Origin of the sequence: Streptococcus sp. HMSC061E03 (assembly GCF_001813505.1) — a bacterium.
GTDB lineage: Bacteria > Bacillota > Bacilli > Lactobacillales > Streptococcaceae > Streptococcus.
The window spans coordinates 161,397-181,023 of record NZ_KV812784.1 but is presented as its reverse complement, the minus strand read 5'-3'; the positions used below and the strand labels follow the sequence as shown (position 1 = coordinate 181,023).

General features: G+C 42.4%; 23 protein-coding genes. 2 read left to right on the top strand and 21 right to left on the bottom strand.

What is annotated here, in order from left to right; genetic code table 11:
• Positions 1-46: 46 nt before the first annotated feature.
• The 14 genes from yidD to HMPREF2917_RS01065 form a co-directional block, all read right to left on the bottom strand.
• Positions 47-289: a membrane protein insertion efficiency factor YidD gene (yidD, locus tag HMPREF2917_RS01130; protein WP_023918885.1), complete on the bottom strand. Its 243-nt coding sequence runs from the start codon at positions 287-289 to the stop codon at positions 47-49.
• Entirely contained in the window at positions 286-1,017 is a 732-nt protein-coding gene (locus tag HMPREF2917_RS01125; protein ID WP_003005375.1) for a pseudouridine synthase, read from the bottom strand. The genes yidD and HMPREF2917_RS01125 overlap by 4 nt, the downstream gene beginning before the upstream one ends.
• Positions 1,007-1,576 carry an SMC-Scp complex subunit ScpB gene (gene scpB, locus HMPREF2917_RS01120; RefSeq protein ID WP_003017403.1) on the bottom strand — a complete coding sequence of 190 codons (570 nt, stop codon included), beginning with the start codon at positions 1,574-1,576 and terminating at the stop codon, positions 1,007-1,009. The genes HMPREF2917_RS01125 and scpB overlap by 11 nt, the downstream gene beginning before the upstream one ends.
• Positions 1,560-2,279: a segregation/condensation protein A gene (locus tag HMPREF2917_RS01115; RefSeq protein ID WP_049472072.1), complete on the bottom strand. Its 720-nt coding sequence runs from the start codon at positions 2,277-2,279 to the stop codon at positions 1,560-1,562. The genes scpB and HMPREF2917_RS01115 overlap by 17 nt, the downstream gene beginning before the upstream one ends.
• Positions 2,279-3,010 (bottom strand): site-specific tyrosine recombinase XerD, encoded by a 732-nt coding sequence (gene xerD, locus HMPREF2917_RS01110; protein WP_049507053.1) that lies wholly within the window; start codon positions 3,008-3,010, stop codon positions 2,279-2,281. The genes HMPREF2917_RS01115 and xerD overlap by 1 nt, the downstream gene beginning before the upstream one ends.
• Complete coding sequence (gene cbpB, locus HMPREF2917_RS01105) at positions 3,007-3,468, bottom strand: cyclic-di-AMP-binding protein CbpB (protein WP_003008353.1); 462 nt, start codon at positions 3,466-3,468, stop codon at positions 3,007-3,009. Before cbpB ends, xerD begins: the two co-directional genes overlap by 4 nt.
• The gene (locus HMPREF2917_RS01100) at positions 3,465-3,986 is read right to left on the bottom strand and encodes a metallophosphoesterase (RefSeq protein ID WP_003008356.1); all 522 of its coding nucleotides are present in this window, start codon (positions 3,984-3,986) and stop codon (positions 3,465-3,467) included. The genes cbpB and HMPREF2917_RS01100 overlap by 4 nt, the downstream gene beginning before the upstream one ends.
• Positions 3,959-4,939, bottom strand: a complete 981-nt coding sequence (locus HMPREF2917_RS01095) for a nucleoside-triphosphate diphosphatase (protein ID WP_070588751.1) — start codon at positions 4,937-4,939, stop codon at positions 3,959-3,961. Before HMPREF2917_RS01095 ends, HMPREF2917_RS01100 begins: the two co-directional genes overlap by 28 nt.
• The gene (racE, locus tag HMPREF2917_RS01090) at positions 4,936-5,730 is read right to left on the bottom strand and encodes a glutamate racemase (protein ID WP_003008361.1); all 795 of its coding nucleotides are present in this window, start codon (positions 5,728-5,730) and stop codon (positions 4,936-4,938) included. Before racE ends, HMPREF2917_RS01095 begins: the two co-directional genes overlap by 4 nt.
• A gap of 77 nt (positions 5,731-5,807) precedes the next feature.
• Positions 5,808-6,053 carry a YneF family protein gene (locus tag HMPREF2917_RS01085; protein ID WP_003008364.1) on the bottom strand — a complete coding sequence of 82 codons (246 nt, stop codon included), beginning with the start codon at positions 6,051-6,053 and terminating at the stop codon, positions 5,808-5,810.
• 55 nt (positions 6,054-6,108) lie between these two features.
• Positions 6,109-7,359, bottom strand: coding sequence for a diaminopimelate decarboxylase (locus tag HMPREF2917_RS01080; RefSeq protein WP_070588750.1), 1,251 nt, complete (start codon positions 7,357-7,359; stop codon positions 6,109-6,111).
• 95 nt (positions 7,360-7,454) lie between these two features.
• Entirely contained in the window at positions 7,455-8,141 is a 687-nt protein-coding gene (locus HMPREF2917_RS01075) for a Bax inhibitor-1/YccA family protein (RefSeq protein ID WP_003008369.1), read from the bottom strand.
• Positions 8,142-8,169: 28 nt separating this feature from the next.
• Positions 8,170-8,661: an HDIG domain-containing metalloprotein gene (locus tag HMPREF2917_RS01070; RefSeq protein WP_013904023.1), complete on the bottom strand. Its 492-nt coding sequence runs from the start codon at positions 8,659-8,661 to the stop codon at positions 8,170-8,172.
• A gap of 82 nt (positions 8,662-8,743) precedes the next feature.
• Complete coding sequence (locus tag HMPREF2917_RS01065) at positions 8,744-9,490, bottom strand: TrmH family RNA methyltransferase (protein ID WP_070588749.1); 747 nt, start codon at positions 9,488-9,490, stop codon at positions 8,744-8,746.
• A 73-nt stretch (positions 9,491-9,563) separates the two neighbouring features.
• Between HMPREF2917_RS01065 and HMPREF2917_RS01060 the strand changes: the two genes are divergently transcribed.
• Together HMPREF2917_RS01060 and yidC are read left to right on the top strand one after the other, a co-directional pair.
• Positions 9,564-9,842: an acylphosphatase gene (locus HMPREF2917_RS01060; RefSeq protein ID WP_041826422.1), complete on the top strand. Its 279-nt coding sequence runs from the start codon at positions 9,564-9,566 to the stop codon at positions 9,840-9,842.
• Between the two features lie 77 nt (positions 9,843-9,919).
• Positions 9,920-10,837, top strand: coding sequence for a membrane protein insertase YidC (yidC, locus tag HMPREF2917_RS01055; protein WP_013904026.1), 918 nt, complete (start codon positions 9,920-9,922; stop codon positions 10,835-10,837).
• 161 nt (positions 10,838-10,998) lie between these two features.
• Here the strand turns inward: yidC and greA are convergent, their stop codons facing one another.
• The 7 genes from greA to HMPREF2917_RS01020 all read right to left on the bottom strand — a co-directional run bounded on the left by greA (position 10,999) and on the right by HMPREF2917_RS01020 (position 19,293).
• Positions 10,999-11,481 carry a transcription elongation factor GreA gene (gene greA / locus HMPREF2917_RS01050; RefSeq protein ID WP_013904027.1) on the bottom strand — a complete coding sequence of 161 codons (483 nt, stop codon included), beginning with the start codon at positions 11,479-11,481 and terminating at the stop codon, positions 10,999-11,001.
• Between the two features lie 57 nt (positions 11,482-11,538).
• Positions 11,539-13,053 carry an endolytic transglycosylase MltG gene (gene mltG, locus HMPREF2917_RS01045; RefSeq protein ID WP_176745942.1) on the bottom strand — a complete coding sequence of 505 codons (1,515 nt, stop codon included), beginning with the start codon at positions 13,051-13,053 and terminating at the stop codon, positions 11,539-11,541.
• Between the two features lie 71 nt (positions 13,054-13,124).
• Entirely contained in the window at positions 13,125-13,634 is a 510-nt protein-coding gene (locus HMPREF2917_RS01040) for a GNAT family N-acetyltransferase (RefSeq protein WP_176745951.1), read from the bottom strand.
• Positions 13,635-13,646: 12 nt separating this feature from the next.
• Complete coding sequence (locus HMPREF2917_RS01035; protein WP_003008386.1) at positions 13,647-14,063, bottom strand: GNAT family N-acetyltransferase; 417 nt, start codon at positions 14,061-14,063, stop codon at positions 13,647-13,649.
• Between the two features lie 81 nt (positions 14,064-14,144).
• Entirely contained in the window at positions 14,145-15,479 is a 1,335-nt protein-coding gene (murC, locus tag HMPREF2917_RS01030; protein ID WP_003008389.1) for a UDP-N-acetylmuramate--L-alanine ligase, read from the bottom strand.
• 9 nt (positions 15,480-15,488) lie between these two features.
• Complete coding sequence (locus HMPREF2917_RS01025) at positions 15,489-16,139, bottom strand: divisome accessory protein ZapJ (protein ID WP_049486121.1); 651 nt, start codon at positions 16,137-16,139, stop codon at positions 15,489-15,491.
• Positions 16,140-16,194: 55 nt separating this feature from the next.
• On the bottom strand, positions 16,195-19,293 hold the full coding sequence (locus HMPREF2917_RS01020; protein WP_070588747.1) for a pilus expression-regulating Snf2 family helicase: 3,099 nt from the start codon (positions 19,291-19,293) through the stop codon (positions 16,195-16,197).
• Positions 19,294-19,627: the final 334 nt, after the last annotated feature.

Here is a 19,627-nt window from a genome sequence, read left to right as displayed (position 1 = left end):
TTAGAAAAATAATTTCTAAGGGTGTTTCTGTTTATTTGCGATCGTCCTATTTTGATTCTTCATTTCGCTTCAGACTAAAATGGTCTGGCAAGGGGTCTGGTCCTACTTTGGTTCCAGGATGGCAACGTAGAATCCTTGCAATCCCCATCAAGACACCTTTCACACCAAAACGTTCAATCGCTTGGATCATATAATTGGAACAGGTCGGTTGAAAGCGACAAGAAGGCGGAAATAGGGGAGAGATCCATTTTTGATAGCCTCTGACCAGCGCAATCAGGATTGTTTTCATGCTTTTTTAGATTTAGTCACTGCTAGATTGTGCAACTGGCTAATTTCTTTTTTGTTCAAGCGACGGTATTCACCCGGACGTAGTCCTGAGACGTCCAAATTCCCAAACTGGGTCCGGGAGAGTTTATCCACTAAAAGTCCCACAGCTTCAAACATCTTTTTAACCTGGTGGTTACGCCCTTCATGAATGGTCAACTGAACCACTGAACGGTTCTTTTCAACATCGACTTTTAAAATCTCGTAAGTCGCTGGCTTGGTTTTCTTTCCATCAATGGTCACCCCTCGCGTCAAGGGACGCAAGTTTTCCTTATTGGCAATTCCTTTGACACGCGCCACATAGACCTTATCAATTTCATTTCGCGGGTGAATCATCTCATCTGTAAAATCGCCATCATTGGTCAAAATCAAGACACCAGATGTATCCCAGTCCAAACGTCCCACTGGGTAGATGCGCTCTGGTACTTGAGATAAAAGGTCAACGACTGTTGTCCGCCCTTTATCATCTGATACACTAGAGATGACGCCACGTGGCTTATTTAAAAGATAATAGACCTTTTCTTCGTTATAGATTGGAGTCCCTTCTACTTCAACCTGGTCACCGGTTTTAATGATAGTCGCTAATTCACGCACGACTTGGCCATTGACCGTCACCAAGCCTTGCTTGATCAGTTCTTCGGCCTTGCGACGACTAGCCACACCTGCATGGGCAATATATTTGTTAATTCTCATCTAGTTCCTCTGTTCTCTCTGAAAATAATTGACCTTCCTCTGGATCGATGTCCACTTCCTCAACCTTTGGCAATTCCTCCAAATGATTGATCCCCATATAATCCAAAAAATACTCCGTCGTGACATACAAATTAGGACGCCCGAGGACTTCTTTTTTTCCATCTTCGCGGATCAGATCAAATGACAGTAGTTTGGTAATGGCACCACTGGAATTAACGCCTCGAATATCATCGACCTCTACGCGGGTGATCGGTTGCTTATATGCAATGATTGACAAGGTTTCAAGGGCAGCCCGAGACAAGCTTTGGTTCATAGGCGTTCTAGAATAGTCTCGTAAAACCGAAGCGTAGTCTGCCTTTGTCACCAATTTATAACGGGAAGCTGTCTCCATCAAACAGAGACTCGTATCTGTGTCCTCCTGGTATTTTTGGGCCAATTTTTCTAAACTTTGCACCACACCTGTTGGGGGTAAAGAGAGAAGATCTGCGATTTGTCTGGCAGTAATTCCTTCTTCACCCGCTACAAATAAGAGTGCTTCAATTTCAGCTAATTTGCTCATGTTCAATCCTATTTAAGTAAATTTCTCCAAAAGCCGTATCCTGTACCACTGTGACCTCTTGAATCTTGATTAATTCAAGGGTTGCAAGAAATAGGGTAATGACCTCTTGGAGATCCGCTGCTTCTAGAAACAAGTCCTGCAAGAGAACTTGTGAGCGATCGTGGAATCGGTGACGCAGCTGGTCCATCAGATCCTCAATCTTGTATTCATCCTTTACAATGGTTGTATGGTTCTGGCGGAATTCTTCTTTTTTCTTGGTCAATAATTTTGAGAAAGCCAAGAAGAGATCTACCGTAGTGCGATCATGAAGTAATTCGGTATCGTCATAGACCAATTCCATCTTCGGTTTCGAATAATAGAGGGCGCGCTCCTCGTGCTGCGAGGCCATCAACTCTCCTAATTGCTTGTAAGTACGGTACTCTTCCAATTGAGAAAGGAGATCCTGCTCTAGATCCTCTGCTTCATCCATCTCTTCTGCGACCTTAGGAAGAAGTCTACGACTCTTGATCAGGGTTAGTTGACTAGCCATCAGCATGTATTCCCCTGCTACCTCTAGTTTCATAGCCTGGAGAGTCGCCAGATAAGCCAGATACTGTTCGATCACCTCAATCAAGGGGACCTCATAGATATCCATCTGGTATTTAGAGACCAAGTGGAGCAAGAGGTCCAAAGGCCCTTCAAAATCTTTAATTTTAATATCCATTATTTATATTTTTCTAATGTCACCATGGTTTTCAGGCCCAATTCACGTGCAATACTAAAGAGATCCACACCGAGTTCACGTTGTTTCAAAATATACTGCTCACGAATCGATTGTGCCGAAAGGTCTTGGTTGCCTTTTTCGATCAAGAAGGCTTCTAATTGTCGGAATCCCCACTGACGGGAGTAAGATTTTCCTTTATTATCAAAGAGATAGACACCATCGAGGAAGAGTTGCAACTCATCCAGTAAAGGATCTGGAACTTTTAAAACCCGTTTTTGGCCATCTTTGCCCACTCGAATGACATGAAAGTCCAGCTGAATATCTTCGACTTTGACTTGGAGGATCTCACTTGGCAATAAGCCCATCTCCAGAATCAATAAGGCCATCAAGCGTCCCTGTGGGTTGGTTGATTCTTCCCAAAAATGGGTCAGATCCAATAATTCACGATCATGGGTTTTGGCCGGTTGAATTTTAGGCAAGACCAAACGATGGTATTCAGAAATAAAGCGTTCTTGATACAAATAATATAAAAATTGGTTAACAGCGGATAATTTTCGTTTTTGAACCGCCGGTTTAAAATCTTTAATCGAAGCTTGGTAAATTCTCAAATTTGTCGGTGTCACTTTTCCATGAATTGATTCAATAAATTGGTCCAAATCATAGAAATAGGCTGACTGAGAATTTTCACTTAGTTCTTTTTGATCAATAAAACTTGCAATAAATTCTTTCATTTTGGAATCATCTCGTATTCATTTGAAAAATTATGCATTAGCGAATTGATGGCTTTGAGAATCGATTTCCGCGTAATAATCCCTTGGAAATACCCTTCTTCATCCACCACTGATAAGAAGGAGTCATCCACCAACTTGTGAAGGACTTCTGTCAAATTGAAGTCTAAGCCGATGACCCCGACCTCCTTCTTTGCAACGTCTACGATATCCATCGAAGCAAAAGTCTCCTCAGGAATCTCGTGTTTCAATTGATAAGATAGAATATCCGTTAGGGAGATCGTCCCCACAAACTTGCGTTCATCCGTCACTACCGGGATGCGACTATAGCTAATCTGACTCAACAGCAAAACCGCATGGTCTACATTGTGGGTATCAATCAAGACCGCTAAATTTTTGGCAGGAGTTAAGAACGTCTCTTCCTGCGCCAGCAAGAAACGTTCAAATTCCTTTGCTATCATCTGCTAAACTCCTTTGTCAATTCAGGGTACAATTCATGATCTCGCGTATAATACTCTACCTTGAAGTTCGAATCGGTAATCTCTATCTTGGCATACAAACACTCGCGAATCAGACCACGAGGTTGGCTAACAGATCCAGGATTCACAAAGAGGGTTCTTCCTTCCTTCCAAGCATCTGGGATATGAAGGTGGCCGTATAGACAGATATCTGCTTCCTCCTCTTGGGCCCACAAATCCAATTTTTGAAAACTAAAATTGATCTGGAAGAGATGTCCGTGGGTCTGGATGATCCGTGTTGGCCCCAGTTGGGTCACCAAGCGTTCCGGATAGCCATCATAAAAATCCATATTCCCTTGGACAACATGGATCCCTTCCCAGACAGGATCATCACTTTTTAGTTCAGAATCCCCATTGTGAAAGATCCCATCGACCTGGCCTAGGTATTTTTCTTTAATAGCTTCAACAATGGAGCGGTCTCCATGCGAGTCACTCATAACGATGATTGTTTGCTTTGCCATGATGGAAATACCTCCAATAACTTTTTAACAGCTAAAGCACGATGTGATTGTGTATTTTTTTCTTCTAGCGTTAATTCAGCAGCAGCACGGCCCGTTTCCCCAACTAAGAAGAGAGGGTCATATCCAAAGCCATGTTCCCCTTTGGGCTCAAAATTAATATACCCTGGCCAATCTGCTTCCACCACTAGGCTTTCCTTGCCTGGTCTTGCAACCACCAAGGTCGTATGGAACTGAGCTGAGCGATCTTTCAAGTCAAAAACCATGGCCAATTCGTGCAACAATTTCGCATTGTTTTCCGCATCTGTCGCACCAACTCCCGCAAAACGAGCTGACCAAACTCCTGGTAAGCCTCCCAAGATATCTACCTTCAAACCTGAATCATCTGCTAAGACTGTTTTCCCAGTTAGCTCTGCAATCGTTTCAGCTTTTAGGCGGGCATTCTCTTCAAAGGTCATCCCTGTTTCTTCGACTTCTGGAAGTTCCGGGTATTGATTGAGATTTTCCACTTCAAAGCCCAGCTTTTCAAACATATTACGGAATTCTTTGGTTTTTCCCTCATTTCGAGTTGCAATAAGAATCGTATCTTTGACCTTATCTTGACCCAAGAAGGCTTCCACATCCACCCCATCACTTGGCAAATGCAAATAGAGCAATTTCCCTTTTTCAACCAAGAGCAAGGCCCCTTGACGCTGGACAATTTCAAAAGATCTTCCCTTGACTTCATTCAAGATTTCAGTCAAAAAGGTTAGAAAACGAAAGGCTGAACCATAGCGCATCACCGATAGATTGAGAGGAAATCCTTCAGGATCCTTGGCAAAGAGAAGTTCCAGCTGGTCTAACAGAGTGGAAGCTTCTGCAGGGACTTGACTAAATTGGTTGTAGTCTGCATCTTCTCCCCATTGGGCAATATACCAATCTTGGGAATCTTTGTATTCAAATAGTTTGTCACTCATAAATTTACATGCTCCACATTCACTGAACGTTCTAGCCATTTTTCGGCAATCGCTGCAAAGCTATTGGCATTTGCAGTTGTATAAAAGCGGTGGGTCTGCTCTAAGAGTTCGCGACTCTTATTGAGCTCAAAATAGTTTAATAAAACGGAGATATCCCGAACACACTCTGCCCCACTATCAATCAATTTGACATCCGGTCCCATCACATTTTGAATGATCGGTTTTAAAAGGGGATAATGGGTGCATCCCAAGACTAAGGTATCAACCTTTCCAACTAGTGGTTTTAGGGTTTCGTAAACCACCTTTTTGGTCACACTGGATGCCAACTCGTTTGATTCCACTAAAGGAACAAACTTGGGACAAGCTAAACTGCTGACTTCCATGTCTGGTGCCAGACTTTGAATCTTCTCTTTATAAATTCCAGAAGAAACCGTCATCGGTGTCCCAATGACCCCAATTTTTTGATGGGTCGTCGATTTAATGGCTGCAGAAGCTCCAGGCAAGATCACTCCCAAAACGGGAATATCAAGTTTCTCCTTGACTTCTTCCCAAACCACTGCCGTCGCTGTATTACAGGCTAAGACAATCATCTTGACATTTTTGGTCAGAAGGAAGTTCACCATCTGCCAAGTATACTCGCGAATTTGGTCTGCTGGTCTAGGACCATAAGGTGCACGCGCTGAATCTCCAATATAGACGACATCTTCGTGAGGAAGCTGACGGAGCAATTCGCGGACAACAGTCAGGCCCCCTACTCCAGAATCTAAAAAACCAATCGGTCGGTTATCCATATCTCTTCCTTCCAAAAGGAGGGACTAAGAAATTCCTCCAAGCCCCTCTCATTTATTATCGTGAGATTGCCCCACTCTTATTTTTTCTTGTTTTTCGCCATTGCTGATTTTTGTTGGCTCACAATTTGGCGATAGACTTGTTGAACTTTTGCTTCGCTTGGACGTTGGCCGCTGGCACCTAAAAGCGTACGAACTGCTTCAACATTCAAACGTGGGTTTGATGCAAATTCTTTTTCAAATTGACGACGAAGCAAGAACATTCCTGCAATCATCCCACCAAAGAAAGCTAAAATAATCAACAAAATTCCTAAAAAGAGATTCATACAATTTTCTCCGATCCATTATTTTTACATAACTATCATTATATCAGACAATCGCTTATTTTTCAATGTCAAAGCCGTAGAGTGTCGCAAGATAATCTTCTGGTTTTTCTGCTCGACGAATCAAACGGGCCTGCCCATCTTCTTGAAGCAAAACTTCTGCCGAACGCAACTTGGCATTGTACTGATAGCCCATTGAAAATCCATGGGCTCCAGTGTCATGGATCACGAGCAAATCTCCAATCTCCGTCACGGGTAATTCTCGTTGTTTCGCAAATTTATCGTTATTTTCACAGAGACTTCCCACGACATCGACCACTTCAGTCGGTTCCTCTGGACGATCCATATTGGTAATATGGTGATAAGCACCGTACATAGCCGGTCTGAGAAGATTCACAGCTGAAGCATCGACGCCAACATAGGTCCGATAGGTTTTCTTTTTATGAGTGACTCTGGTTACCAAGAGGCCGTGTGAAGCCAGCATAAAGCGACCAAGCTCTGTATAGATTTTCACATGACCAAGGCCTGCCGGTTTGAGAATCGCATCAAAAACGCGATGCACGCCTTCCCCAATAATGGCAATATCATTTGGTTCTTGCTCTGGCTTGTAATTGACCCCAACTCCACCAGAGAGGTTGATGAAGCCCAAGTGGACACCTGTTTTCTCGACGACTTCTACTGCTAATTCAAAAAGTTGACGCGCTAGCTCTGGATAGTAATCGTTGGATACTGTATTAGAAGCCAATAAAGCGTGAATACCAAACTCTTCCACACCTAGTTCTTTCAACTCAATAAAGGCTTGGATCAATTGCTCCTTGGTCATTCCAAACTTGGCTTCTTCAGGATTATCCATAATATCGGTTCCCAGTTCAAAAACTCCACCAGGATTATAGCGGCAAGAAATGACCTTGGGGATGCCGGTAACAGACTTCAAGAAAGCAATGTCTTCATAGGCGTCCAGATTGATAGTTGCCCCTAATTCTCTCGCATAGACAAATTCATCGGCTGGCGTGTTGTTAGAAGAAAACATGATTTCTTTTCCACTAAAGCCCAGTTTATCTGCCATCAACAATTCGACATAGCTGGCAGTGTCGACACCACAGCCCTCTTCTTGCAAAATTTTTAGGATCGATGGGTTGGGAGTCGCCTTGATGGCAAAGTATTCCTTAAATCCTTCATTCCAAGCAAAAGCTTGATGGAGGGCACGAGCCGTTTCACGAATTCCTGCTTCATCATAGAGATGGAAAGGGGTAGGGAATTCTTGGGTCAGACTTTCTAATTGTTCACGGGTTACAAAAGGTGTTTTCATAAGCGCTCATTTCTATTCTTTAGTCACTATTAGTATAGCACAAGTCGGAAGACAAAAAAAGCCGAGGCAACTGCCCCAGCTCAATCTCTCTTTGATTAGTCGTTTCTTCCGAAGATACGAAGAAGGCTGATAAAGAGGTTGATAAAATCAAGATAAAGTTCCAAAGCCATCGCTACTGCCCAACCTGTAGCAGGTTGACCATTTGTTTGATCATAGACATAGCGAATCTTTTGGTTATCCCAAGCTGTCAATCCTGCAAAGAGGAAGACAGAGATAATACTCAAGATATAGTCCATTCCAGAACTTCTCAAGAACATATTCACAACAGAAGCGATGATCACACCGATCAAGACTCCCATCAAGGCACGTCCCATACCAGACAGGTCTTTTTTCACGACGCGTCCGATAGCTCCCATGACAATAAACATCAAGGCACTGACCAAGAAAGCCTTATAGACAGTTGCTTGCATGTAGCGAGCAATGATAAAGCTCAAGGTAAAGCCATTCAAAGCTGAGTAGATCAAGAAGATCGGAAGAGCAGATGGGCTATTTTTAACAGCCTTCCCACTTGCAACAAAGACCAAGATCAATTCTACAACCACTGCTGCATAGTAAACCATTGGTGCTGTTGTCAAGATTTGAACGAAGAAATCTTGAAAGACTGTCATCATAAGACCAGAGACAAGGGCTGAAATCCCAACACCGATCCCCACTAATGAGTAGATTTTGTTATAAAAAGCATTCAATCCACTTTGTTCTTGGATTACTGAATCATTATACATATAAACAAGTTCCTTTCAAATTTGTTTACTACGATTTTAACATTTTTCGATGAAAAAATCTCCTTTTAGCCATCTTTTTACGCCAAGGTTCTGAAGCTTCCTTAACAGCCCAGTATTTATCCACCATGGTCACTACGAAGGATTCTTTGTAGCGAGGCGGGGCAAGGGTGGCACCCCACATGTGTTTAATAATGATGTCTTCTTCCTTGGCATTGAGATCTGTGATCTTTCGCGCATTTCTCACGGCAATGCGGGGATGGATCCAGGCGTGACTTTTCGTAAACTTGGTCTCGCGCCAATCATAATAAAAGAGGTCATGCAAGAGGCCACCCCGAGCCGTACTTTTAGCATCCCAGCCAAATTTTTTAGCCAGTTTATAACTAGTATAGCTAACATGAATGGAATGCTCCAAACGATTGGAATGAATATGATGGGGGATGTCGGCTAATTTTTGAACCTTAGGGTGCTGAATCAACTGTCCCACATAGGTCATGTATTCTTTGTCACGATGATATTGCATCAGATCACCACCTTTCCTTGATAGGCTCTCCCAATAAGATTTCCACCAATTTCTTTTTTCAACTTAAGTATACTGCTTTTTCTCAAAAATTCCTTAAATGAAACATCAAAATTCCAGCAGCTACTGCAACATTCAAACTCTCAGCCCGACCCGGCATGGTAATATGAACAAGCTGGTCGGCTCGTGTAGCCATTTCTGGACTGATGCCCTTGCCTTCATTGCCCATAACCAGGATAAACTGATTAGTCTGTGGAAGCTGACGGTAATTGATGGAAGCTTCTGATAGCGTCGTTGCGAGGACCGCTAGATTGGATTGACTAGCTCGTTCAAACAGTTCTTCTCGGTCCATTTTCCAGATAGGAAGATGGAAATGACTGCCCTGCATGGATCGAAGAGTCTTGAGACTGTATAGATCTGCGGATGCTTTCGAAAGCATGACACCATCAAAGCCGGCTGCATCTGCTGTTCGAATCATGGTTCCCACATTACCTGGATCTTGGACATCCTCCAAATAGAGGTAACGACCTTGTAACGGATCTGGAAGTTCTGGCTGCTCTATAAGAATCTCTGCGACAATTCCTTGAGGGGTCTTCGAATCAGCCAAGAGACTCAAGATCTCCGAAGTCACGACAGTGACGTTTTGGATATTCTCTACCCGGTCTAAATAGGCTTCTAAAACAAAGATCTGACGAATCTCCGCCTGATTTTCTACTGCCTCTTCAAAGAGATGCCAACCTTCAATGAGATAGGAATCTGTCCGATATTTTTTTTGATGTAATTTTTTAGCATTTTTGATTACATTATTGGATTTAGACGTTATAATATTCATAGACCTATTATAGCACAAAGAAAAAGAAGAAATCATGCCTCAGATAGATTTCTTCGAGTCAAGGAGGATGCACATGCAAAAGGTAAAAATGATTGCCCAAGGACGGGTTCAAGGAGTTGGTTTTCGCTGGGGAGTCTACAGTCTTGCCTTGGAGATTGGTGGGATCACTGGCCGTGTCTGGAATAATGACGATGGGACGGTTGGTATTCTAGCTCAGGCAGAGTCTAGCAGTCAAATGGCCAAATTCATCCAAGAAATACGCAAAGGTCCTACGCCGTTTGCGCATGTGACTTATTTGGATGTTACGTTAGCAAACTTTGAAAACTATAAGGACTTCAAAATTGCAAATTAAGACTAGAGAACTATTGTGTATTTTCAAAAAAAACAGTAGAATAGAAAGGTAACATTTTAAAAAAGAAGGAACGATTTGTGAAAAAAAATAAACTTGCATTATTGGCATCGATGGGACTAGCTTCGCTCGTCTTCTTATCAGGATGCGTGAGTGTCGATCGGAAAACTGGAAATCCAACTGGATTGATTTGGAATCTTCTTGGCCGTCCAATGGGCGAAGCCATCAAATTCTTTGCTAATAACCTTGGCTTGGGCTTTGGGATCGGGATTATTATCGTCACCTTGATCGTGCGTTTAATCATCTTGCCACTTGGTTTGTACCAATCATGGAAGGCAACCTACCAATCTGAAAAGATGAACTACTTAAAACCAATCCTTGGCCCAATCCAAGAGCGCATGAAAAACGCTAGCACACAAGAAGAAAAGCTATTGGCACAACAAGAATTAATGGCTGCTCAACGTGAAAATGGGGTTAGCATGTTTGGTGGAGTTGGATGTTTACCACTCTTGATCCAAATGCCATTCTTCTCTGCCCTCTTCTTTGCAGCTCAGCACACCAAAGGGGTAGCAGAAAGTAGTTTCCTTGGTATTGCTCTTGGAAAACCAAGCTTGCTCTTGACGGCTATCGTAGCGGTTCTCTACTATATCCAAAGTATGCTCTCTCTTCATGGGATTGAAGATGAAACCCAAAAGGAAAGTATGCGTAAAGCATCACTGATGAGCCCGATTATGATCGGTGTCTTCTCATTGATCTCTTCAGCCGGAGTGACTCTTTACTGGGTAGTCGGTGGGGTGATCCAAATTATCCAACAATTTGTCATCAACTACTTGATTCGTCCAAATCTTCGCAAGCGGGTCGCTGAGGAATACAAAAACAATCCTCCAAAAGCGACTAGTCACCGTGTGAAAAAAGACGTTACACCAACTGCAACGACACAAATTCAACACAAACCAAAAAACAACCGCAATGCAGGAAAACAACGCAATAGAAAGTAGTACAAACTTCTAAATTCTAGCGGAATTACTTAAGCACCTGAACCCTCTAGTTCAGGTGCTTTTTTAATCCCTTTCAATCAATCAACGAAAAATTTACACCCTAACAAGGGGATTAAGAACACAAAAAAAACAAGCCCTCTTGGAGGGCTTGCGTTTTATAGTTACGCTGTTTTTTCTACGTTCAAAATTTTCACTTGGTAGCTTCCAGCTGGTGTCTCAACAGTGACAACGTCACCTGTCTTCTTACCAATCAATGCGTGACCGATTGGGCTTTCGTTCGAGATCTTCCCTGCAAAGGCATCTGCCCCTGCTGAACCGACGATGCTGTATACTTCTTCATCTGTTTCGCCAACTTCTTGGACTGTAACGGTTTTTCCGATCGCTACTTCGTCTACTGCAACAGCGTCACTATCGACGATTTCCGCATAACGGATTTTTGTTTCCAAACTAGAGATTTGACCTTCCACAAAAGCTTGTTCATCTTTTGCTGCTTCGTACTCAGAGTTTTCTGAGAGGTCACCGTATGAGCGAGCGATCTTGATCCGTTCTACGACTTCAGGTCGACGGACCAATTTCAATTCTTCTAATTCTAGTTCTAATTTTTCTTTTTCTGCTAGGGTCATTGGGTATGTTTTTTCTGCCATTATTCTTCTCTTTCTATTATTTGAATGAAAAAGCTGTGGACGCGCCACATGCTTTTTCTAGTTTGAACTTGCTTGTGTCAATTTACTATTGACGTGTTCTTCTACATTTTTATTGTGTTCTTCGTATGTCTTAGCGAAGAAGACTTCACCATTTTCGACATTTGCGACAAAATACAAGTAGTCTGTCTTACTTGGGTTCACCGCCGCTTCGATCGCTGATACTCCAGGGTTATCCACTGGACCAGGCATCAAACCGGTATTCTTATAAATATTATAAGGTGAATCCAGCTCTGTATCGATCGTTGCATCTTCTTTCAAGGTCGTCTTTTGACCAAGCTTCCCTTCGGCATAAAGAATTGCAATATTACTTTGCAAAGGCATGTCTTGGTTCAAACGGTTATAGAAGACACTTGCGATGTCTTTGCGGTCTTGATCCGTCGCCCCTTCTTTTTCAACCAAGGAAGCAAGGGTCAATACTTCGTTTACATTGATGTTCTTGCTCTCAAGTGTTTCATAATACGGGGTTAAGTTTTGATCCATGGCCGCCAGCATCTGATCGATCATTTCTTTCACTGTGGTATCTTTCCCATAGTTATAAGTTGCTGGGAAAAGATAACCTTCCAAACGGTAGCGAACACCAGAATCTTTACTTGGCAGGTTAGCCAAGAGCTTAGGATATTTGGCCACCATCTTCTCAATAAAGGCATCATCTTGGACAGCCTTCAAGAAATCTTCTTTCTTAAATGGAGTCTTTCCTGCCTTCTTACTAGAGACATCTGCTGTGATAGCCGTCGCAATCTGATCAATGGTATAGCCTTCTGGAATCGTCACCTTTCCAAGAACTGGAGCCTGAGGAGTTTTGGTCCCCTCTTCCTGCAGTTTTTGGATGATGGTTTCTAAATCCATGCTCTTTTGAAGGTTGAAATAACCGGATTTAAAATTGCTATAGTTCTTGAACTTGGTATAGTAGTTAAAGAACTGACCATTTTTCACGAGTCCTTTTTTCTCAAGGATCGCGCCAATCTCACGATTACTTGAACCTGCTGGAATCTCAACCGTCACGAATTCTGTTGCATTTTTATCCATCGGCTTGACAGCTGAATGGATATAGGTCACTGCAAAGATCCCTGTAGCCACGATCACAATCAGCAAAAGGCTGACCACTGTCCGCACAATTCGCTTAGCGATTTTATTTTGTTTCTTTTGTTTTTGTTGGCGCTGGTTACGAGAAGAGCGCGATAAGCTTTCCTCTACCGGTTCCTGACTTGGTTCTTTTGGAGCAGGCTTTGTGAGCTCACTCTTTTCTTCTACAGCAGGAGTCGCCTTTTCTGGCTCCACTGGTATTTCTGTGGAAGCCACAACAGCTTCTTCTTTTGGAGGTGGTGTTGCTTCTTCCTCCTCTTTCAGTGAAGAAGGGGTTTCAATGCTTCGATCAGGTAGATCATACTCTTTTTCGATCTTTAGAAGTTGCTCATTTGCCTCTTCTAAGTCTCTGAGGATCTGCTCTTTGAAGCTTAATAACTTCTCACTGTCTTGTGATTTATCAGTCAAATAATTGACCTCCCTCATCATAATCCTTAATATTATATCTTAAAAGATTTAGAAAAGCAATACAAATCGCCCTTCTTCTTCAAAATACCTATTTAATCAAGGTTTTCATTTTCCCAGACCAGATTGTACCAAACCTCACCCGCATATTGGGATTCTGAAAGACCTTCATTGGTAAATCCTTGCTTTTCGTAATAAGGAATCAAATAATCATGACAGGTCAAATTGATCCCTTGACGGTCCTCCTTAATCGCGATCTCTTTCATCGCTTCAAGCAAGAGGGTTCCTACTCCAAGTCCTTGGGCTTCTTTGGCAATGGATAGACTCGTAATGGAAATAAAACCCTGTTCTAGATGGCTTAGATCTTCAACCTTTGAAAAAGAGGAATCGATCAAATAGCGCTCCGGTCTAACAGGTCCTTCTAAGTACCCTAAAATCTGACCTTCGCACTCTGCTACAAGAAAAGTCGCTTGAATCTTTTCAATGTGATCTTTTAAAATCTCACGCGCAATCGCTTCTTCTTCTGAGAAATTTTCAAGCTCAATGCGCTCGATGGCATCCAAATCCTGCAGCTCTGCCTGTCTAATGTGAATCTTTTCTTTCATCATTTACCCCTTCTATCGTTCCCAAACCATATGGACACCTCGATCAGACTCAGCTTCATCTCGAAATCCTTGCTGGGAAAAATAAGATAGTAAGTCTTCTGGGCAATCGATCCAAATGGCTTCCTTTTCCTTTTGAACAGCTAGATCCTTTAAAGCAGCGATCAAAATAGAACCATAGCCTTGACCTTGAAAGGCTGGTCTCACTGCTAGTCGCAATACAATTAGGTCTCCTTTTAAAGGCTGGTCTTCTGTCGCCAACAAGTAAGCCACAGCATCCCCCGCCTGCTCTGCAAGCAAAGAAATGGCTTCCTTCGAACCTAGCGCTTCCTCAAGAGTGGCCTTGTGCTTCTTTTCTTCATTGTCATGAAGTTCTTCTTCTAGCAACAGCAACTGTTCTTGATCAGCTGGGGTGATTGATCGAATCATCATCCTGCTTTCCTCATCTCATACTCCTTCAGTGGACAGATAAATTTAAGTCTGGAACCAATCGATTCCAGACTCAATCATCTCTTATTGTACACTATGTGTCAAACTAGATAATAAACGCTCAAATGAGTATTCATAGGTTTGAATATCTCCTGCTCCCATAAAGACATAGACCGCATTTTCATGGTCAAGAAGAGGAGAAACATTCTCAGCTGTAATAATCGCTGAACGTTTGACAATTTTTGCTTCCAAATCTTCAACTTTCACATCGCCGTGATCGACTTCCCGTGCAGAACCATAGATCTGTGCCAAGTAAACAGCATCTGCTTGATTCAAGGCTTCAGCAAATTCATCCAACAAGGCAATGGTCCGTGTAAAGGTATGTGGTTGGAAAATAGCCACAATCTCTTTACTTGGGTATTTTTGACGGGCAGCATCCAAGGTTGCAATAATTTCCGTTGGATGGTGCGCAAAGTCATCGATGATCACTGTTCCATTGACTACTTTTTCAGTAAAGCGACGTTTCACGCCAGCAAAGGTCTTCAATTGCTCGCGGACTAAATCTAAATCAAATCCTGCAATGTAAAGCAAACCAATGACTGCTGTAGCATTCATGATATTGTGGCGACCAAAAGTTGGGATATGGAATTGCCCCAAATCTTCTCCACGGAAATGAACGTTGAAGGTTGAACCAGTCGTTGAACGAAGCAAGTTGCTTGCCACAAAATCGTTCGTCTCCTTATCAAAACCATAGTAATAAATTGGTGCTGATGAGGTAATCCGACGCAATTCTTTGTCTTCTCCGTAGATGAAGAGGCCTTTGCTGATTTGTTTGGCATAATCGTTAAAGGCATTAAAGACATCTTCCAAGCTCGTGAAATAGTCTGGATGGTCAAAGTCAATATTGGTGATGATGCTGTATTCAGGATGGTAAGGCATAAAGTGGCGTTCATACTCATCTGATTCAAAGACAAAGTATTTGGCTGCTGCAGAGCCACGACCTGTCCCGTCACCAATCAAATAACTGGTATCAGTGATATTTGATAAGACGTGAGAAAGCATCCCTGTTGTTGAGGTTTTTCCGTGTGCTCCGGCAACCCCCATGCTGACGAAGTCACGCATAAATTCACCAAGGAATTCATGGTAGCGTTTATAGGTTAGGCCATGCTCATCTGCATAAGCAATTTCCACATTGTTATCTGGACGGAAAGCATTCCCAGCAATGAGGATCTTGTCGCCTTCCAAATTTTTCACATCAAATGGATAAATTTGAATTCCTGCTTGTTCCAAGCCACGTTGCGTAAAGTAATACTTCTCAACATCTGACCCTTGAACCGTATGTCCCATTTGGTGAAGCATGAGGGCTAAAGCACTCATCCCTGCTCCTTTAATTCCAATAAAATGGTATGTATTAGACATGTTTTCTCCTTATTCTTGATCTAGATGGGTTAAATCCAATTCCTGTTTAATTGGCTGTGGTTTCAACTTGTGCTGATCTTTATTGTATATTTGGCTAGTCTTTAAGAAATCATAATTGTTTTTCTTTTCAGTCGGTTCTGCCACTTCTGGTTCTCCTGCAGATTCGAACTCTGCAAGGATCAACTGATCTTGTCGTAATCGTTTGCTATATTTCAATAATTCACCCGGATTTTCCTTTTGGAAGGGAGCCGTTGGCTGACCAGGTTTTCGTTCAGAAATAAATGATTTTTTCCGTTTACTTGTAGTAGCTGCTGGATCCGTTGTCAGATAGGGAGCTGTGCGTTTCTTTTTCAGATCTTCACGAGCGCGCTCTCTCGCTTCCTCTGCATAACGATTGGCTGGGCTTTTTTTATCAATCGGCTCTTTAAAATCAGGTTTTCTTACTGGCCGTCTTTTCGGTAGGGGCTCTTCTAATGGTTGGTGGTAAGGATGCTTAGGTTTGGTATTTTCAGCAATCGGTTGCCATTCCAAATAATTTTTATCCACATAGTCGCCTGTAATGTTACTAATCAAGTCTGTTTCATCATACAGGTTCATGTGGGGCATCTCTGTTAACATCAACTCATTATCCCCTACTTGAGGAAAATATTTTTCTGTCATGCTTTCTTCCTTTCGACACTCCATTAATTATAAACTATTCACAGAATTTTTCAAGCTATTCTGACTGAATTCCAAGAATCTCACGAATTTCCTCAACCGATAAACTAGATCGTGTTTCCGTTCCGTCTAAAATCGTTGAGACCAAGTGTCTTTTGGAAGCTTGTAGTTCTTGGATTTTTTCTTCGATCGTACCACGAGTAATCATGCGGTAAACTTCAACATTTTGTTCCTGTCCCATTCGATGGGCACGTCCAATAGCCTGGTCTTCCACTGCAGGATTCCACCACAAATCGACTAAGATGACCGTATCGGCACCAGTGAGGTTCAATCCAACCCCTCCAGCCTTCAGAGAAATGAGAAAAGCATGGCGCTCACCTTCATTAAAAGCATTGGTCATTTCTTGTCGATCTTTAGCGGGAGTAGAACCTGTGATTTTAAAGGAGGTCATGCCAAGCTGGTCAATTTCCTGCTCTAGGATATCCAGCATGCCTCTAAATTGAGAGAAGATCAAAACCCGGTGTTCACCATCCTTGATTTGACCCAAAAGATCTCGAAGACTCTCCAATTTTCCACTATCTCCCTGATAGTCTTCCATAAAGAGGGCGGGGGTATCACAGATTTGACGAAGACGCATGAGACCCGAGAGAATTTCCACCTTGCTCCGATTTAGTTCTTCCTCGCTAGAGCTTCGAACCCGATCTTGAATTTGTTTTAATTGAGCCAAATAGATCGTTTTTTGGCTTTCATCCAACTCATTGTGGTAGGTTGTTTCAATCAAGTCCGGTAATTCTTGGAGCACTTCATCTTTTTTCCGTCTCATGACAAAAGGTTTGACAAATCGTGCAATGGTCTCAGGACTCAATTTTTGAAATTCTCTTTTAGCTGGGAAGAGCCCTGGAAGGACAATTTGGAAAATGGACCAGAGTTCACCCACATGATTTTCAATCGGTGTCCCAGATAGGGCAAACACATGCGGAACCTCAAAGCCACGTAAGTGTTGGGCAATCTTGGTTTGGGCATTTTTCATGACCTGGGCTTCATCTAGAATCAAGTACTCATACTGATTCTTCTGGTATTCCTCCACATCTTGACGAAAAGACGCGTAACTAGTGATAACTACCTGTGGATTGGTTGCGATGAGTTCATCTCGGTGCTGCTTGAGACCATAGACGACTGCCACTTCCATCTGAGGAGCGAATTTTGAAAATTCTTGTTTCCAATTGTAGATGAGACTAGATGGAGCTAGAATCAAGATTTTAGTTTCTTTTTTTGCGACACTGGTCAAGAAGGAAATAGTCTGCAGGGTTTTCCCAAGCCCCATATCATCCGCTAAAATACCACCAAAACCATAATGATTTAACATGGAGAACCATTTAACCCCTGTTTCTTGGTAATCCCTTAGGGTCGCTTGGATTGTCATCTGAGGGAGTTGGAAGTCTTCTGGATGAGTCAAATCATGAGCTAAATTTCGAAAGTCTTCTGAAAAATGAACATTGTCTTGATCTGCCAACAAATCAGATAGCTGATAAGCGGCAATCCGGCGGGCTTGTAGTTTCCCACCCTTGCTCATTTTCGCCCGCAGATCTGCTAAGGCTCGACTGATCTTCTTGGTTTCTTCATCAAAGACAAGAACTTTCCCTGTATGGCTGACAAAATAGTCTTTTTGCCCTACTAGAGCTTTGAGGACCTGGTCCACTTCGGCTGGATCCACACTTTCAAAGTCAAAACCGATCTCCAGTAGACTGCCATTGGTTTTAACATCAATTTTTGGACGCTCCACTTGATAAAGATCTAAAAGGCTATCAGAGAGGGTAACCTCTCCTAAGGCTTCAAAAGTCGGGATCTGTTGGTGAAAGAATGGATAGATTTGCTCACTTGATAAAGGACTTCTTTGGGAAGAAAAATCATCCGTAAAACCTGCTGCTAGCATGGTTGAAAAGACTTCTTGCTCCTTATCGAAATCACTAGAATAAGGAAGATTGAGAAGTTCCTCACGCGTGGTCACCACACGATCCTGGTATTGAAAGACAACATCCAGTAATACAGTCTGATCCTGTGCTAGATCAAAATGAAATTCCGGAGTGAAATCGTGGATTAAAAAGCTGGTCGGGGCTGTTATTTGTCCCAGTTTTTTGAACTCTTTTAGACTATAGGAAAGTTTGGTCTGATCCGTTGGATCAAAATGCAGGCGTTTTTTGCGATCCTGATCCATTGGAAGATCTTGGATGGCCTTCCATAGGGTTCGCTGTTGGGGCGTCAGGTGATAGAAGACACCATTTCGAAACAGGTAAACAGCCGACTCGACAACCTTCACTTGTGGCTCCGTAATGATCAATTCGTAAAAATCACCATGGTCTTCCACCTGAAAATGAAAGAGATCTTCCTCCCCATGGACATCCTGAAAATAGACTTCAGAAAAATCATACAAGCTGTATTGCAAGAGGAAAGAATCCAAATTCATCAGTAATTCTACAGCTTCTTCAAAGAGAGTCGGTGGAAAATAAAGATGGCGCCCAGCATTGGGAAAGAAATCTTGCTCTTTCGAGCCACTATCTGTGACCAAGCCTTGTAGGAAATTGATCACATCCTGACTAGGCCCATCAAATTCTAAATAAGAAATGGGTTCATAGTAACTTTTGCCAATTGCAAAGTGGCCTTCTTTTTGAAGGGTCTGCAAAAAAGCTAGCACATCTCTGATCACATAAGAACGCTCGTCTGGCAAGCGACGAATGCGAAGGGTCCACAAGAATTGACCAGAGTATTCATCCTCCTGCCCGACTGCTGATAAGACATAACGTGTTGCTTTCTTTTCGATTTTTGGAAGAACCTGGTCTAAAAACAAACTTCCAAAAGAGACCTTCTCCTGCGTTTCTTCAGTCGCCGTGGCGTCTTCTTCAAGACTTGCAAGAGCTGCTTTCCCACTGTCATCATTCTTCAAAAAAGCTTCCACAGCTGCCAGATGCGTACAGAATTTTTTCTTTTGAAAGAAAGCACAGCTACAAAAAACAGCATCGTCGTCCAAACTGTACCGCAAGCTTTCTTCTTCCACCCGAAAATATAGGTATTTTTCTTTTACTTCCTGAAGGGAAACCTTCCCAGCTTCATAGAGAAGGCTCCCTTGTGAACGAACCTTCCCAGGAATTAATTTTGCCATGTTTACCACCTTAGATTAATCCCTTTATTATACCATATTTAAGATAAAATTAGAAAAGATAATTTTACTATTAAAAGGATTTTAACTTACTTTTAGAAAAAAACTGAGACAGTCTTGTCCCAGCTTTTCACCTGATTTCGTAATAGAGTTACCTCAATCAGCTATCCATGATTTTTCTCTTTTAACCGTCTGAGCGAACAATAGACAGAATAGATAAATAGAGAGGAGAAAGATCCCGATAGCCCACAAAAAATACGACCTATTTTTTAATAAATCCCCAACAATAGGATCAAGAGCTCCAAGCTTACGATCGAACCGAGAAACAAGAGATACA